The sequence below is a fragment of the Cohnella ginsengisoli genome, assembly GCF_029525555.1.
Classification (GTDB): Bacteria; Bacillota; Bacilli; order Paenibacillales; family Paenibacillaceae; genus Cohnella; species Cohnella ginsengisoli.
In genome coordinates, this window is record NZ_JAPDHZ010000003.1 from 1,553,247 (window position 1) to 1,569,879 (window position 16,633).

The 16,633-nt window shown below is 61.9% G+C and carries 12 protein-coding genes and 2 pseudogenes; 5 read left to right on the forward strand and 9 right to left on the reverse strand.

The window, feature by feature from the left end:
* Window positions 1-233: 233 nt before the first annotated feature.
* Window positions 234-917, reverse strand: a complete 684-nt coding sequence (locus tag OMP38_RS18360; protein ID WP_277566400.1) for a queuosine precursor transporter — start codon at window positions 915-917, stop codon at window positions 234-236.
* A gap of 172 nt (window positions 918-1,089) precedes the next feature.
* Window positions 1,090-3,336 (reverse strand): S-layer homology domain-containing protein, encoded by a 2,247-nt coding sequence (locus OMP38_RS18365; RefSeq protein WP_277566401.1) that lies wholly within the window; start codon window positions 3,334-3,336, stop codon window positions 1,090-1,092.
* A 187-nt stretch (window positions 3,337-3,523) separates the two neighbouring features.
* Here OMP38_RS18365 and OMP38_RS18370 point away from each other — a divergent pair, with 187 nt between their 5' ends.
* The gene (locus OMP38_RS18370) at window positions 3,524-6,196 is read left to right on the forward strand and encodes a winged helix-turn-helix domain-containing protein (protein ID WP_277566402.1); all 2,673 of its coding nucleotides are present in this window, start codon (window positions 3,524-3,526) and stop codon (window positions 6,194-6,196) included.
* 135 nt (window positions 6,197-6,331) lie between these two features.
* Here the strand turns inward: OMP38_RS18370 and OMP38_RS18375 are convergent, their stop codons facing one another.
* Entirely contained in the window at window positions 6,332-6,472 is a 141-nt protein-coding gene (locus OMP38_RS18375) for a helix-hairpin-helix domain-containing protein (protein ID WP_277566403.1), read from the reverse strand.
* A 327-nt stretch (window positions 6,473-6,799) separates the two neighbouring features.
* Between OMP38_RS18375 and OMP38_RS18380 the strand changes: the two genes are divergently transcribed.
* Window positions 6,800-8,029 (forward strand): YCF48-related protein, encoded by a 1,230-nt coding sequence (locus tag OMP38_RS18380; RefSeq protein ID WP_277566404.1) that lies wholly within the window; start codon window positions 6,800-6,802, stop codon window positions 8,027-8,029.
* Between the two features lie 72 nt (window positions 8,030-8,101).
* On the opposite strand, the gene lspA is transcribed toward OMP38_RS18380, so the two are convergent.
* Both lspA and OMP38_RS34805 read right to left on the reverse strand, forming a co-directional pair.
* Window positions 8,102-8,629 (reverse strand): signal peptidase II, encoded by a 528-nt coding sequence (gene lspA / locus OMP38_RS18385; protein ID WP_277566405.1) that lies wholly within the window; start codon window positions 8,627-8,629, stop codon window positions 8,102-8,104.
* A gap of 63 nt (window positions 8,630-8,692) precedes the next feature.
* Window positions 8,693-9,949 (reverse strand): BlaI/MecI/CopY family transcriptional regulator, encoded by a 1,257-nt coding sequence (locus OMP38_RS34805; RefSeq protein WP_338130539.1) that lies wholly within the window; start codon window positions 9,947-9,949, stop codon window positions 8,693-8,695.
* Window positions 9,950-10,115: 166 nt separating this feature from the next.
* Here OMP38_RS34805 and OMP38_RS18400 point away from each other — a divergent pair.
* The 3 genes and pseudogenes from OMP38_RS18400 to OMP38_RS18410 form a co-directional block, all read left to right on the forward strand.
* Window positions 10,116-10,487, forward strand: a pseudogene (locus tag OMP38_RS18400) (PfkB family carbohydrate kinase); the annotation flags it as partial.
* 103 nt (window positions 10,488-10,590) lie between these two features.
* Window positions 10,591-11,229 carry a PfkB family carbohydrate kinase gene (locus OMP38_RS18405; RefSeq protein WP_277566406.1) on the forward strand — a complete coding sequence of 213 codons (639 nt, stop codon included), beginning with the start codon at window positions 10,591-10,593 and terminating at the stop codon, window positions 11,227-11,229.
* A gap of 36 nt (window positions 11,230-11,265) precedes the next feature.
* Complete coding sequence (locus tag OMP38_RS18410) at window positions 11,266-12,177, forward strand: pseudouridine-5'-phosphate glycosidase (protein ID WP_277566407.1); 912 nt, start codon at window positions 11,266-11,268, stop codon at window positions 12,175-12,177.
* Window positions 12,178-12,283: 106 nt separating this feature from the next.
* Here the strand turns inward: OMP38_RS18410 and OMP38_RS18415 are convergent.
* The 4 genes and pseudogenes from OMP38_RS18415 to OMP38_RS18430 all read right to left on the reverse strand — a co-directional run bounded on the left by OMP38_RS18415 (window position 12,284) and on the right by OMP38_RS18430 (window position 16,500).
* Window positions 12,284-13,655: pseudogene (locus tag OMP38_RS18415) on the reverse strand (LLM class flavin-dependent oxidoreductase).
* 59 nt (window positions 13,656-13,714) lie between these two features.
* Window positions 13,715-14,551: an ABC transporter permease gene (locus OMP38_RS18420; RefSeq protein ID WP_277566408.1), complete on the reverse strand. Its 837-nt coding sequence runs from the start codon at window positions 14,549-14,551 to the stop codon at window positions 13,715-13,717.
* The gene (locus OMP38_RS18425; protein WP_277566409.1) at window positions 14,544-15,428 is read right to left on the reverse strand and encodes an ABC transporter ATP-binding protein; all 885 of its coding nucleotides are present in this window, start codon (window positions 15,426-15,428) and stop codon (window positions 14,544-14,546) included. The genes OMP38_RS18420 and OMP38_RS18425 overlap by 8 nt, the downstream gene beginning before the upstream one ends.
* A gap of 25 nt (window positions 15,429-15,453) precedes the next feature.
* Window positions 15,454-16,500, reverse strand: coding sequence for an ABC transporter substrate-binding protein (locus OMP38_RS18430; protein ID WP_277566410.1), 1,047 nt, complete (start codon window positions 16,498-16,500; stop codon window positions 15,454-15,456).
* Window positions 16,501-16,633: the final 133 nt, after the last annotated feature.

Genomic DNA, 16,633 nt, shown 5'->3' on the forward strand with positions numbered 1-16,633 from the left:
CTCCTTACCTTACGCCCCTAATGTCACAGCGAGATCATTTAAGTGTTAACCTTCGCACCGCCGTCGCCGCGGACAAAAAAGAAAACCCAAACACGAGGATCCGCAAATCGCAGAAGTTTCGTGTTCGGGTTTTCTCATCGGCTCTACCCTGAATATGCTGTTAGATACACTATAATGGCGTCATGTTCTGGGGATATCAAGTCTATGTCAGCGCAGTGTGAAATGAATATGGTTTATCGTTCGTCCGCGAACTTGAAGCTTCGGGCCCAATAGATGACCGGCGTCGACGCGGCGGAGATGACGAACTTCAGTACGTAGGTCGTGATGGCGATCTCCCACCAGACGTCCCAGGGATATAAGCCGATAAAGGCGATCGAGCTGAAAATGAGCGTATCGACGAGCTGGCTGAGCCCCGTGCTGCCGTTGTTGCGGATCCACAGCTGGGACCGGCTCGGGTAGGCGACCTTCAAGCGGCTGAAAATGCGAACGTCCAGGAACTGGCTCACGAAGTACGCGCACAGGCTGCCGAGCACGATTCGCGGCGTGATGCCGAAAATGGTGTGCAGCGCTTCCTGGCTGAAGTCGTCGGCGCCCGGCTTGAAGTGAAGCACCATCTGCATGATGACAAGCGACATGATCATCGTGAAAAAGCCGAACCAGACCGCTTTCCGCGCTTCCTTCTCCCCGTACTTCTCGTTCAGCAGGTCGGTGGTCAGGTAGATCGTGGCGTAAATGGTGTTGCCGAGCGTCATGACGATGCCGAAAATCTCAATCGTCTTGACGACCTGGATGTTCGCGAGCAGCGTCGCGGCGCCGATCCAGGTGTACAGTCCGTTCTTGCCGAACAGGCGGTAGCAGACGAGGAACAGCGCGAAGTTGACCGCGACGAATCCTACGCCCCAGAGCAGGTTGAACATTTTGGACTTCCTCCTAGTTTTGATGACGCGGGAGGTCTCGAACCGCGGCTCCGTGTCCCGGAGCAATGCCTACCATTATAGCATAGCGACTTGCAGCCGCCAGCAAAAAATCCGGCTGCCGGGGATGCCGAAGGCATTCCTGACAACCGGATATGGGAGCCCGTTTCGCAATCTATTCGCTAGGTTGGGGTGGCGGCGGGAGGTTTGGCGTCGTGTATTCCACCTCGTTGGATCTTCCCTGGTTGTATCCGTCCGAAACAACGAGGAGGAACTTATAATTTAAACCTGGTGTAAGGCCTTTGAGCGTAACGTGGTTAGCGCTGCGATCCAATTCCCCCATATAGAATGTAAAGTAATCTTTGAACTTGACCCCATCTTGGTACTCAATATAATAGTAGGTCGCTTCGACAGGCTCTGAGAATTTTAAGGTAACCGTCGATGCATCGTTTGGCTGAGTGTCGTCTACAGAGAGATCCGAGATCGGACCCAACGAATCGAACGCAAGAGGAACGAGCAAGGGATCCAGTTTAAACAAAGCCGCCTCCTCAGATAGGGCCGATGCGTCGGAGATCCAGGCCTTTAAACTCAGATCCCGATCTTTGGTAGATGGATCGATGTACACCTCATAATCGAGATCGAACGCCGTTCCCGCCGGCAGATCGTATGGCTTGTAAGGTTCCTGCGGGTAATGACCGACAAACCGGTCCGTACCTTCGACTCTCACCAAGTCGAACGCAGACCAATCCTCTTCGCCGGCATAGCTGTAGTCGACTTCCAGCATATCGCCTTCATAGTATGGCAGCGTCAGTTCGATTCCGTTCACTGCGTTATATAGATCAAGGCCTTGGTTATCAACATGAACTCGAACCTTCAAGATTCCCTCGAATTTCGTATAGTCATAATCGTTGACGCTCAGCTTCACGTCAGCCGACAGCTTAAAACGAATTACAGTCTCCCCGCCGCCCGCGTTAGTCGCGGTCAAAACGTAGGCGCCTGTCTCGGACAATTCGCCGCCAAGCTCGAAGTCTGCAACGGGTTTGCCATCCTTGGTCAGTTCGAGCGATGCCATATCGCTGCCATCGCCGAGCTCCGGCGTAACGGCTGCCGTATAGGTTTTTCCATCCTTTACGCCGTTAATAACCGGTCCGGGCGTCGGCGTCGGCTCCGCGCTCGGCGAAGGAGACGGACTTGGCCCCGCGCTCGGCGAAGGAGACGGGCTCGGTTCTTCGCTCGGCGTCGGTGCAGGCGTTGGCGCATTCCCGCCGGACGATGCATTCCCGCCGGTCGCCCCGGTCTCGCCTTGAAGCAGCACGCCCGCTTCTCGCTCCACGCTGCCCGGCGCCTGCTCGAACGAAGAGCCCGAGACGAACAGATGAGCGGCGTTAATCTTGCCAGAACCTGTGACAAAGATGACCGCATACGCGTTCAAGCTGCCTACGGACGAGCCCGGAGGCACGACCAGCAAGCCCTGCGTACGGAAATCGAGCTGCGTAACGAACGTCGTGCCTTCCAGCACGAGCCGCAGCTTGCCGGCCAGCTTGTTCACGACGACCTGGCCCAGCTTGGCGTTCGACAGGTGCACGCTGTGCTCGCCGCCGCCGGCGACGGTCAGCTTCCCGTCGACGGTCACGCCTTCAAGCTGCGCGTCGCCCTCGCCGACCTCGGCGCCGATCGTCAAATCCCCGCGGACGACCGTGTTGCGCAGCGTCACGCCCGGCGCCGCGATCGACACGCTGCCGGCGATCTCCTGCGTGCCTTCGGCAGGTCCGCAGACGCCGGCTTTGTCGTATACGGTCGTGCGTGTCCGCTCGCGTAGCGCCCAGGCCTTGTCCAGCGCTACGACGGCTTCGGCGCGGGTCATCGCCTTGGCCGGACGGAACGTGCCGTCGGGATAGCCGCCGAGAAGCTTCGAATAAACCGCGGAACCGACGGACGCCTTGCTCCACGACCGGACATCCGACGCATCGGAAAAAGCCGGCTCAATGGCCCCCGTTTCAGACAATCCGTCCAGCTTCGCGAGTACGACGGCAGCTTCTTCGCGCGTGACGCTTCGGGACGGCCGAATGGTGCCATCAGGGTAGCCCGACAAAATGCCCGCGCCGGCAGCCGCGTAGATCGCTCCCGCATACCAGCTTCCCTCGCGAACGTCGCTATATTTCCCCGCGCCCGCACCGTCCGCTTGAAGCCCGAAGGCCCGAACGGCGAGCGTCGCGAATTCCGCGCGCGTGACCGGCTGGTCCGGCTGCAGCCCGCCGCTGCCGAAGCCCGCCAGCCAACCTTTATTCATCCACGCATTCAGCGTGTCCTGGGCCCAGTGCCCCGGGAGCTCCGCAGCCGAAGCCGCGCTACCCCAACCCGTGCCCAGCATGGACAGCGCGATGGCGCACGCCCACACCTTGACTCCTTTTCCCCATGCCACCTCGATCATCCTCTCCTCGCGCATTCCGTCTGGTGCCTATCCTACCAGGGAAACGGGAGAGAAATCGATTTACTTTCGTTAACTTTCGACAGCATCTGTCAAAAAGGAAAATGACGCGCGCGCGCCGAATACCTGTTTAGAAACAGTATAAGTTTGTTACCAAACCTGTCGAATCGAGGTATGCTGCTTGCCTTCCGATATGATCCTGCGAACGAAAATACGCATCCCTCCCGTTCGCCGCGACGGCGTCGTCCGGACGAGACTGCTCGAGCGGATGGACCAAGCCGTCCGCGGCGGCAGGCTGACGCTGCTTATCGCGCCGGCCGGCTTCGGCAAGACGACGCTGCTGGCCCAATTTCTGACGGAACGGGCGGATCCTGCGGCATGGCTGTCGCTGGACGACACGGACAACGATCCGGCCAAGTTCTGGCGTTACTTCATTCAAGCGATCGGCGCCGTCATCCCCGAGCTTCCGCAGCGGGCGCTTCCTCTCCTCGATGCGTACCCGAACGTTTCGCGGGAGACGATGATGGACATGCTCCTTGGGGAAATGGACGAATACGCCCTGCGGACCGGGCAGCGTATGGCGATCGCGCTGGACGATTACCACGCCGTCCATGACGAGCGGATCCATGACGGCCTCGCGTATTTGATCGATCATTTGCCCGATGGCGCACACCTGATCATCGCGAGCCGCGCGCAGCCCCCGGTCAAAGCCGCGAAGTGGCGCGCGCGCGGTCAGAGCACCGAGATCGCGGGCGGCGAATTGACGTTCACGACCGAAGAGACGCGCCGGTTTTGCGAGCATACGGCCAAGCTCAGCCTGACGACCGAGCAGGTCGACCGGATTATGGCCTGGACGGAAGGATGGGCGGCGATCGTCCAGATCCTGTCCGTGTCGCTCGTAGGCAAAGATCTTCAGTCCTTGAACCGGCCGGAAGGACAAATAGCGAACGGCCATGAAAACATTATGGCGTATTTAGCGGAAGAGGTGCTGGCCCGGCTGCCCGACGAATTGCGGCGCTTTCTGCTCGACACGTCCGTGCCAGAGCGGTTCGACGCCGCTACGTGCGACGCCCTGACGGGCCGCGACGACGGGATCCGAATGCTGGGCGAGCTCCGCAGGCGCAACCTGTTTCTCGTCCCGCTGGACGACGGCGGCGTCTGGTTCAGATACCATCATATTTTCCGCGACGTACTGAAGGGCCATCTGCTGCGCGAAGACGCTGCGCGCGCGAGGCATCTCTCCCGCGTCGCGGCGTTGCGATTCAGCGAGCTCGGCCTCCACGACGAAGCGATGGAGCAGGTCATTCAAGGGGGCAACGACGAACTTGCCGCGGATTTGCTGCAGCGCCATCTGTACGGCGTGCTGGGACGCGGCGAATTCTCGACGCTGCTGCGCTGGATGGCGGCGATCTCGCCCTCGTCGTTGCCTGCAGAGCTGCACTTGCTTCGCGCGTTCGCGCTCGTCGTCACCGGTCAGTACCCTGCGGCGGAGTCCGCGCTGATCTCGCTCGAGCCGGACATCCAAGCGCTGCCCGACGGCGAACGGCGCGGACAATTGCAGAGCGGCTTTTTTTTCGTCAAAGTCAACTACGCCTTCTCTACCGGCGACTACGATCAATGGTTGAAGTACGCCGACCGCATTCCGGATATGCTGCCGGAGAGCCCTCTGTTTTACAATTTGAACTACAACCGCAGCGAGCCGCTGGTGAGGCGCACGCTGTTCGGATTGAACGGCGCCATCCCTCCGAGCGCGAACGTCATCGCATTGCGGATAGTCGACATCATGAGCGCCCACGGCTGGAAGCAATCGCTATTCTCGCAGTACGTATTGCAGTCCCTTGCTGAAGGCTACTACGAATGGGACCGGCTGGCGGAAGCGGATTCGCTGCTGAAGGAGGTCGAGACGGTCGCCTATCTGAAACGGTGCGCGGGCCTGTACGTCCCCTGTCGGATCACGATGGCGCGATGCCTTCTGGCTCGCGGACGCGGCGAAGAAGCGCGCGCCATGCTGCAAGCGACGGCGGAAACGGCCCGCGACTGGGACGAGCCGCGATGGGAGATGCCGCTGGCCGCGTACGAGGCCCGCTTTGCGCTGGCCGAAGGCGATCTCGCTGGTGCCGAACGACTCCTGAAGCGGACCGGCGTCGGCCCCGTCGACGCGCCCACGTTGTATCGGGAAACGGAATATATGACGCTGGCCAGGCTATTAGGCGCGAGACGAAAGGAAAAGGAAGCGCTGAAGCTGTTGGAAGGCCTCTCCGCGCTGGGGGTTCGCGAACGCAGCCTCATCACGACGGTGGACGCCGCCGTGTTAAGCGCGCTGCTCGAGTGGCAGCGCGGCCGGCGCGAAGCGGGCCTGGACCGGCTTCACGAGGCGCTTGCCGCAGGCGCGGCGAACGGTTATGTGCGCAGCTTCACCGACGAGGGCAGGCCGATGCTGGCGCTGCTGCGGGCGTACCGCGCGAAGCGGCTGCAGTCCGGCGCCGTCGGCGAAGGAGCGCTGTCCGGCGATGGGGCGCTAGCTGGCAATGGGGCACATGGCGGCGTACCGACGGCGTACGTCGATGATCTCGTCGTCAGGCTGGAGGCGGAGCTCGAAGCGGCGGGCGCGGTGGGCGCGGCAGGCGCCGGAGTCGTCCATGACGGCGAAAGGCTGATCGAGCCGCTCACGGACAAGGAGCTGGCGCTGCTCCAGGAGCTCGATCGCGGCGCGACGAACCGCGAGTCGGCCGCTAAGCTTCAATTGACGGAGGGCACCGTCAAGGTGTACCTGAGCCGTGTCTACGCCAAGCTAGGCGTCTCGTCGCGCACGCAGGCGCTAAGCCGCGCGCGGGAGCTGCGGCTGCTGGATTGAGTTTGTTGAACGGAGCGCGTGCGTTGGGCGCAGGACCGAGAGTCGGCGGCATCGCCTGACGTTGAGCAGGCTATCCGCCTCTAGGCCGCGGTCGGGCGCCATCGCCTGCTATTATGCAGGCGATCCACCCTCGCGTCACGCCTCCGCCTTTTTAAACGACAATCCCCGCTCCGCGAGCGCTTGCTCCAGCGTATCGATCCCCTTGCGGCCCATGCCGTGCAGCTTGAGAATGTCCCCCCGCCTGCCAGTCCGCCAACTGATCGAGCCGTTCGACACCTGCGCCGGTCAGCGCGCGCAGCGCCGGCTTGGATAATCCTTTGGGCCAATCGTCATTCCCCTTCACTTAGACACCTCCTCGAAAATGGTTCATCATAGCTTTTCATTTTACATTACCCCCCCCTTTTCCTTCCATTCGGCTCGCCATTTCCAACCCCCCGATATTCGTCCGGCAACTTCCCGTCCCTGCGGTTCGTCTAACTTCATGAAGGTTAAACTACTACCAACATGAAGAAACGGAGATGACAGCCATGCCGAAGTTCAAAAGGCTCAGCCTCCTGCTGGCCTCGTCCATACTCGCAGCGTCGCTTGCCGCATGCGGCCAGAATGGAAACGCAGCGTCTTCCGGCGACGCGACAGCGTCCGTATCCGCTACCGTACCTGCGTCCGACGCCGCAGGCACGACGTCCCCGACGGCTTCGAGCTCCGACGCAGCGGCAGCCTCCCCCTTCCGCCGTCCCCGCGCAGACTGCTTCCGCGGAACCAAGCGCGTCGCCGACCGCCGCGCCGTCCGCGGCAGCGTCCGAACCGCAGCAGGCCGTCCTCGGAACGCCGACGGCGCTCCGTATGGCGGGCACCAAGAGCGGCTGGACGGGCGGCAAAGGTTGGATCGCCAGAACCGACGACGGCGGCAAAAGCTGGCATACGCAGTACAAGCACGATTACGAAGTGCTGCAAATTTTCGCGCTGAACGATCAGCAAGCATGGGCCACTCTCGATATCGGGGACGCCAAAGCCGTTAAGCTCGTGAAGACGACGGACGGGGGCAAAAACTGGAGCGACGCGGGACAGATTCCGAGCTACGCCTTCTTCCATTTCGTCAATGAAAACGAGGCGTTTAGCGGATCATGGACGACGCGGGACGGCGGCCAGACGTGGCAGGAGCTTTCTGTTCCTAAGGGTCAGGTCGGCGACGTTTATTTCCACGACCGCAGCAACGGTTGGGCCGTCACCCAGGTCGCCGGGCAGAAGTTCAGCTTCCTTCGCACGCAAGACGGCGGTAAGACATGGACCTCCGTCTACTCGAAGGCTTGGGAAGAGCAGTTGAACGGCGCGGTCATTCGCTCCGCCGGCAAAAACGACGCCTGGATCGAGCTGATCGGCGGTTCGGGAATGACCCAGACGTCGTATTCGCTCTTCCACACCGCGGACGGCGGCAAGAGCTGGCAGCCTGTCGTCGCCAACAGCACCGCGGGCGCAGGGCCCGCTCCCGGATTTAAAATGGACGACAAAGGCGTGCCGTCCAACGAAGGCAGCTCGCCGGGCACGCTTTACGTCGTCGACACGAAGACAGCCTTCCTGGGCGGCCAGTGCCAGGCTTGCGACAACCCGAACACGCTGGGCTACACGACGGACGGCGGCAAGACTTGGGTAAACGACAAGCCGCAGCTTCCGGGATACGGCAAGCAGCTGATCGCAGCCGCCGACGCCAAGCAAGTCTCCTGGATTCTTACCGATTCGCAGAATTCCTCCGTCCTTTACGTGTCGCAAGACAGCGGCGCGCACTGGACCAAGACGCACACGTTCGCCAAGCCGGAGAGCAGCGCGGCAAAGTAACCGATCTACATGAAAAGAAGCTTCTCGGCCGTTTTAAGCGGACCGTGAAGCTTCTTAGTTTTATGCAGCGAATCAGCATTCCCTCGGTTCCCCGATGTCTGGCTCCGGCTCTTTCTTAGCCGCCCGCGCATCCAGCAGCATCCCGACGATCCCGAGCAGCACGCCGATGTTGATCGCGATATCGGCCAAGTTCATGATGCCTCCGCCGACCGTCCATTCCAGGAAATCGGTCACCCGCGCGAAGAGCAGCCGGTCGATCGCGTTGCCGACGGCGCCGCCGGCGAAGAACCCGGCGCCCGCCGCGAGCCAGGGATTGGTCAGCTTGCCCTTGCGCTGCGCGTAGACGACCCAGACGACGACCGCGATCGCCACCGGAATAAAAATTCGTCCCCAACCCTCGAACGAACTGCCCGCCGCGCCCGTATTTTCGAAATGGGTAAACCGCAGTACGCCTGGCCAGAACAAATGACTGTCCCCTACAGGCAACGAGCTGCGGACCGCGATCTTGGACAACTGATCGATCGCGATGACGGCAAAGAGCACGATATAGACGAGCCAGTATCGACGACGTTCCAACAGGCCCGGTTTGACGCTGCGCATGGCGATCCCTCCTTCATGCCTAAGTATACGCGATCCGGGAGCGGGTCGTTGCGCTCTCTATTATTAGACTAAAGCCACCATGAGTACCAGCACCGCTAAAGAGAGCGACGTAGCGGCGAGCGGCGGTCTCCACGAAGGGCTGTACTGAGGATCCAGCAATAGCCGGATGCGCAAGTTGACCGACGCGTCGGCGAAGGAGGCGCTGGCGGCGGGAACCTTCGCTGGCCCGCCCTGCCGCAGCAGCTTCAGCAGCGCGCTGCCCAGCTCCTTGGCGCCGCCGTTCGACGACGCGATCGCATGACGGTCCGCCAGCACTTCGATCGCCGTCTTGTACTTGTCCTCCGCCCAGCCGAGCAGCGGGACGTACCATAGCGCCGTGCGGCCGAGCGACAGCGCGAACAGCGCGAGCGGATCGCGCCGCCTCAGATGATGCCGCTCATGCGCGACCACCGCCGCGAGCTCGGCTGGCTCCAGCATCCGAAGCAGGCCCGTGGACAATACGATTCGCGGCCGGAAAAAGCCGACGGTCATCGCGACAGGCGCGTCCGCGCGGATGATCGTCAACCGCCGCGGGCCAAAACCGAACCGGCGCGCATAGCGCCTTGACAGGCGGGCGTCCGCGGTCCGCCGCAGCATGCCGGCGAAACGCCTCGAGAAGATCGCCTCGCGGACGAGCTGTCTCGCGCAGAAGGCCAGCGTCGAGACGAATACCGCGCTCATCAAGGGAAGCGATATCGGAAATCCTATGTAATGGAACCATGCGACGCAGTAGTCGAATAGCACGAACGGCAGCCTGATTCCGCATACGACCTTGAGCGCGAACATCGCCATCTGCGCGGCTACGAACGCCGAGACGGACAACGATGCGGCCAGCAGCCATCTCGAGCGGGCTTCCCACATGTTTATCGTTCCTTTTTTAAGTTGTTTGAGCTGCCGCTCCAGCTGGTCCAGCAGATCGGGATCGACCTGCTCCAAGGCATCGACCATATGCGCGACGGCGCGCGAGCCGAACGCCTGCACCAGCTCGAAGGTCAGCTCCTTCGACTGCGCCTCGAGAAATTCGTCCCGGCTGAGCACCGGGCGATAGCGATGGGATTTGGAATCCGCCTTTTTGCTCAAAATCCCTTTGTCCACCAGCCGATTCATTACCGTCATCACCGTGTTGAAGCTCATTTCCTTATCCTTGTTCAGCGCTAGCTGAACTTCCTTGATCGTCAGCTCGCCCTCCGCGTCCCACAGCGCGGTCATGATCCTGGCTTCGAGCGGGCCGAAAAATCGCTCCAGGCCGTTGCCGTGAAATTTGAAATTTTGCAGCTTCATGTTCGACACATCCTTCACACTACGGATTATAGTTTTCCGCGTGCCTGCTCGTCAATGTTTGCTTGCATTCGCCGCACCTCCTTCTTGGTCCAAATGAGTTGCACGCTCTCAAACATCTGTTTATAATAAAGACATATGTTTAAAAAGCGAGCTGAAGGAGCTGCCTATGGACCGCGAGCAACAAATTCTGTCGTTCATCCGGCGCAATCCCTTCGTCACGCAGCAGGAGCTCGCGGACGCGATCGGCATCTCCCGAAGCGCGGTCGCCGGCTACATCGCGGCGCTGACCCGCAAGGGCAGCATTCGCGGCCGGGCGTACGTGCTCGCCGAAGAGGGCTCCGTGCTCTGCATCGGCGGCGCGAACCTGGACAGCAAAGCCCGCGGCAAGCAGCCGCTGCGGCTCGGCGCGTCCAATCCCGTCGCGGTCGCGGAGAGCTGCGGCGGCGTCGCGCGCAACATCGCGGCCAACCTCGCCGCGCTCTCCGCGCGCGTCTCGCTGCTGACGGCGGTCGGCGACGACAAGGCGGGCAGCTGGCTGCTTGAGCGTACGGCGAGCCAGGGCGTCGACATCGGGCCGTCCCTCGTGCTGAGCGGCGAGAAGACGGGGGAGCTACACCGCCATTCTCGGCGAGGACGGGGAGATGTTCATCGCCTTCGCCGACATGGAGATCTACGAGCGGATCACGCCCGGCACGCTCGAGGAGAAGTGGCCGCACATCGCCGCGTCGAAGCTGGTCGTGGCCGATGCGAATCTCCCGGCCGACAGTCTCGCTTGGCTTGCCCGCCGCTGCGGCGACGCCGGTCTACCGCTGTTCGTGGACCCGATCTCGCCGGAGAAGGCGAAGAAGCTGCCGGACAGGCTGGACGGCATCGCGGCGGTATTCCCCAATCTCGCCGAAGCGCGCCAGTTAGCCGGGCGGGGCGACGAAGGACAGCCGGCGGACGGCGGAGCGGACGAATGGGCCGAGCTCGCCCGCCTGATCCTGGCGCGGGGCGCCGGCCATGTCCTGATCACGCTCGGCAAGCATGGCGCCTACTGCGCCGGACCCGAAGGCGAGCTTCATCTGCCGGCGCTGCCGGTCAAGGTCGTCGACGTCACCGGGGCCGGCGACGCGTTCCTCGCCGGCGTCGCCTACGGCGTGCTGCGCGGGGAGCCCTTCGCGGACGCGTGCCGGTCCGGCCTGGCCGCCGCGCGTATCGCGCTCGAGACCGCGAGCTCCTCCTCCGAGCAACTGAACGAGGAACGGCTGGCCGAAGCCGTCCGCGAAGCGAAAATTTAATTTACCCAAATCCATCTAGCGGAAGGAATCGATCTCATGAACCCTTATCTCCAAATGACCAAAGAAGTCCAGGACGCGCTGAACGAAGGCAAGCCGGTCGTCGCGCTGGAGACGACGATTATCTCGCACGGCATGCCTTATCCTCAAAATATCGAGATGGCCCGCAAGGTCGAAGACATCATCCGCGAAAACGGCGCCGTCCCGGCGACGATCGGCATCATGAACGGCCGCATCCGGATCGGCCTTGACGCGGAAGGGCTTGAGGCGTTCGCCAATTCGCCGCAGGTCGAGAAGGTCAGCCGCCGCGACTTCGCGTACATCCTGTCCTCCGGCAAGATCGGCGCGACGACGGTGTCGGCCACGATGATCGGCGCCGCGATGGCTGGCATCGAAGTGTTCGCCACCGGCGGCATCGGCGGCGTCCACCGCGACGGCGAGAACAGCATGGACATCTCCGCGGATCTCACCGAGCTGGCCCAGACGAACGTCGCCGTCGTCTGCGCAGGCGCCAAGTCCATCCTCGACATCGGCCGTACGCTCGAATATTTGGAGACCCAGGGCGTGCCCGTCGTCGGCTACAAGACGGACGAATTCCCTTCGTTCTACGCCCGCGAGAGCGGCTTCGGCGTCGACTTCAGGCTGGACACGCCGGAAGAGGTCGCCGCCATGCTGCGCACGAAGTGGCACCTGGGCCTTGCGGGCGGCGCCATCGTCGCCAATCCGGTGCCGGCCGAGTACGCCCAGCCTGCGGACAAGATGGAAGCCGTCATCCGCCAGGCGCTGGACGAAGCCGATGCCCAGCATATTGCCGGCAAGCGCGTGACGCCCTTCCTCCTCGGACGGATCAAGGAGCTGACCGGCGGCAGCAGCCTCGACACGAACATCCAGCTCGTGTACCACAACGCCAAGGTCGCGGCGGAGATTGCCGTGGCGCTGAAGGCAAAGTAAGTCAAGTCAGCGAAAATGACAAAACGGAAAGAAGCGGCCGAGGCCGTCTCTTCCCGTTTTTGTCGTTTGCCGGAATTTCAATCCATATTAACGCCCGCCAAGCCGCTCAACCGACGACCGATTGGCCCGCCGCCGTCCGTTCGAGTTCGGCAGGATGCAGCGGCCTGCGAAGGCCCAGATTGTCGCGCAGCGTCTTGCCTTCGTACTCGGTACGGTACAGCCCGCGGCGCTGGAGCTCCGGGACGACGAGGTCGACGAATTCCTCCAGGCCGCCCGGCAGATACGGTGGCATGATGTTGAAGCCGTCGGCCGCGCCGCCGCGGAACCACGCCTCGAGCTGATCGGCGATCGACGACGGCGTGCCGCTGATCTCGCGGTGCCCGCGGGCGCCTGCGATTCGCTGGTACAGCTTCCGGATCGTGAGCCCCTCTCGCTCCGCCAGATCCTTGAGCAGCTTGAACCGGCTCTTGCCGCCGTTGATCTGGGCAAGCTCGGGAAGATCGGGCAGCGGTCCGTCCACCGGATACGGCGACAGATCGAAGCTGATCAAGTTGGAGAGCAGGCTGATGCCCGCCTCCTGCGGAATGAGTTCCTCCAGCAGCGCCTTCTTCTCCGCGGCTTCCGCTTCCGTGCGCCCGATGATCGGGAAGATGCCCGGCATGATCTTGAGATCGTCCGGCGCTCGGCCATACTTCGCCAGCCTGCCTTTGACGTCGGCATAGAACAGCTGCGCCTCCTCCAGTGTCTGCCAGGCGGTGAAAATGACCTCGGCCGTCCGCGCGGCCAGCTCCTTGCCCGGCTCCGAGGAGCCCGCCTGGATGACGACCGGATGGCCTTGAACCGGACGCGCCACGTTGAGCGGGCCGCGCACGTCGAACCACTTTCCCTTGTGGTTCAGCGTATGGAGCTTGCCGCGATCGGCGAATACAGCGCCGTCCTTGTCGAAGACGAACGCGTCGTCCTCCCAGCTGTCCCACAGGCCGGTGACGACCCCGACGAATTCCTCCGCCCGGTCGTAGCGAAGCGAATGCAGCAGCAGTTCATCCTTGCCGAAGTTCAGCGCCTCGGCCGGATTGGCCGACGTTACGACGTTCCATGCCGCGCGTCCGCCGCTCAGATGGTCGAGCGAGGCGAACTTGCGGGCGACGTGAAAGGGCTCGTTGAACGTCGTGGAGACGGTCGCCGCCAGCCCGACATGCGAAGTGACGGCGGATAACGCCGACAGCAGCGTCAGCGGCTCCGGGCGGACCGTCACCGTCTGGGCGACGGCCTCGGGGGAACTTTTCCGAGATCGCGTAGCCGTCGGCGAGAAAGACCATATCGAATTTGCCCCGCTCCGCGGTCTGCGCAAGCTTCTTGTAGAAATCGAAGCTCAGCACTTCCGAGGCCGACGCCTCGGGATAACGCCAGGCGGCCACGTGATGGCCGGGTATCATAAAAAACGCGCCTAATTTAATCTGACGGTCGCTTGCGCTCATAATGATTTTCCTCCGTTCAATGTAAGTTAATAACGCACGCCCTTGACCACCGATTCGGCTCATTCCCCGTAGGTCTGCTTCCAGTCTGTCAGACGGCGCTCCAGCGCGAGCAGCAAATAGTTGACGATAATGCCGAGGACGGAAATGGTAATAATGCCCGCATACATCTGCGGAATCAGGAAGCTGAACTGCGCGTACTGTATCAGATAGCCCAATCCCGAGGTGGCGCCCACCATCTCGGCGGCGACCAACACGAGTATCGAGCTCGCGCCGGCCTGCCGAATGCCCACGAACATCGTCGGCAGCGCGGCGGGAACGATGACTTTGCGGAACAGGCTGACGGACGACAAGCCCATCGAACGCGCCGACTTTACAAGCAGCGGATCGACGTTTTTGACGCCGCTGATCGTATTGAGCAGCAGCGGGAACAGACTGGCGTAAAGCACGATCGCGATCTTGGACGTCTCGCCCAGGCCGAGCAGCAGGATGAAGACCGGAAGGATGGCCAAAGCGGCCGTATTGCGCATCAGCTCGAGAAACGGATTCAGATAGTCCGCCGCCGTCTTCCACCACCCGATCGCCAGGCCCAGCGGAATGGCGATCAGGTTGGCGAGCAAAAATCCGCTGATCGAGCGCGTCAGGCTGGCGGCCAGATGATCCTGCAGATCCCCGGCGCGCAGCAGACCCCACCAGGCGTTCACCACTTCGCTAAAAGGGGGAAAAAACGTTACGTTGACGATCCCGGTCCGCGGAACGATCTCCCAGGCGGTCAGGAACAACAGGATGGCGACGCTGTTGCGAAAAGCTCTGCGCGCCTTTGCCGTCACGCGCTCCAGCGCGCCGCCGGCGTTCCTCCCCTGCAGGATCAGCGGTTTCGCCACATTGCCTTCAGCCATGGCGCACGCCCCCTTTCGCCGACGATCTTCCTTCCGCATAGGCGTCGAGCGTCTTGGACTTCTCTTGCTCCTGGGCTCTGGAGACCTCGTCCTTCAGCAGCTCCCAGATCTCGTGGCGCAGCTTCACGAAGTCCGGATTCGAACGCAGATCCTCCTCGCTGCGCCGCGATTCGAAAGGGATGTCGATCACCCGTTTGATCCGGCCGGGACGCGAAGTCATGATCGCTACGCGCTGGCCCAGATAGACCGCTTCTTCGATGCCGTGGGTGATAAAAATAATCGTCTTGCCGGTGGCCTCCCAGATGCGCAGCAGCTCACTCTGGAGCGTCTCCCGCGTCTGGGCGTCCAGCGCCGCGAACGGCTCGTCCATGAGGAGCACCTCGGGATCGTATGCGAGACTCCGCGCGATCGCGATCCGCTGCTTCATGCCGCCCGAGAGCTCGTGCGGGTAGCGGTGCTCGAAGCCGCCGAGCCCGACCAGATCGATGAACCGCTGCGCGGTCTCCCGTCTTTCCTTGCGGCCGACACCCTTCGCCTCGAGACCGAACTCTACGTTGGCGATCGCCGTCTTCCAAGGGAACAGCGCGTACTGCTGGAATACGATGCCCCGGTCCAGATTCGGTCCCGAGATGGCTTTGCCGTCCAGCAGAATCTGGCCGCTTCCCGGCTTCGTGAGGCCGGCGAGCAGATCGAGCAGCGTCGACTTCCCGCAGCCGCTCGGTCCGACGATGACCATGAACTCGCCTTGCCTGACTTCGAGATTGATATCCTGAAGCGCATAGACCGGCTGGTTTTCTGCCTTAAGCTGCTTCGAGCCGCGTTGGATGCCGAATGCCTTGTGCACGTGCCGGATGCTGATCTTGGACTCGGTCGTCATGAATCTGCCTCCTTCGTGATCTTGCTTATTTTTCGTTCAAATAGGGATTGAACGCGTTCGTGTAAAGATCCGCCGCCTTGTAATCTCCCTTTTGGAGCTCGCCCTCGTTAATTAGCCAATTAATCCACGTATCGAATTCCTTGTCCGCGATCAACCCTCCCTTGCCCGCGACCCCCGTACTCTTCCATAGCTTCACCGTCGATGCGTCCTCCTTGCGGCCGCGCTTCTCGATGATCTGCACGTAACGGGCGACGACCTCTTCGCGCGGCGTATTGCGGGCCCATTCGATCGCTTTGGCGGTCGCCTCGACGAATTTGCGGGCCGCGTTCGGGTTGTGCGCGATGAACTTGTCGGTCAGCACGTAGCTGCCCGCGCTGAAGTTGCCGAAGAGCTCCTGGTCCGTGAACAGCGGATGGATGCCGCCCCGCTCGAGCGCTTTGTCCCGCAGCACGCCGCCTAGCGCCGCAGCATCAATCTGGTTCGCGCGCAGCGTCTGTTCCGACGTGACCGGAGGTACGACGACCAGCGTCACCTTCTTGATCTCTTCGGGCGTCAGTCCGGCGCGATGCAAATATTCCTTGATAACGAATTCATGATGCGCACCTAGCGTGTTGACGGCGATGCGTTTGCCGATCAGATCGCGAGCCGTCTTGATCGGGCTGCCGTCCAGCACGTAGTAGCCTGTCCACGTATTGTCGTCCACGCCGTAGTAGCCGATGACCGCCTTGATCGGCGCCTTGGCGGCAATCAGCTTGACGATCGCGCCGTTGAACGCGCCCCCGAAGTCGGTGTCACCGGTCACCGTCGCCTGAATATCCTGCGGGCCGCTGATCGTATTACCGACGAACTTGAGCTTGAGCGGCGCCAGGTACCCCAGATCCTCCGCCAGTTCAGGGAAAGTTGCAGAACCGACACCTCCCTGATAACGCAACTCTTTGACCTCCAATCCTCCGTCAGACTTGCTTTCCTTGTCCGTTGCCGCCGATGCGCCGCAGCCCGACAGCAAGATCGACGATCCGAGCAGCAGCGTCAGCGACGCGCCTGCCCAGCCTTGCACGGTTTTCCTCTTCAACTCCAATCCCCTCCTCGACTTCATGCAAACCGACTACGGTCTGCCGAATGACTTAATATCCTATAGACTTACTTAGTTATTATTTCTATAATCGACTATAAAACCGGCCTTTCAGACCGTCAACGAAGTTGAC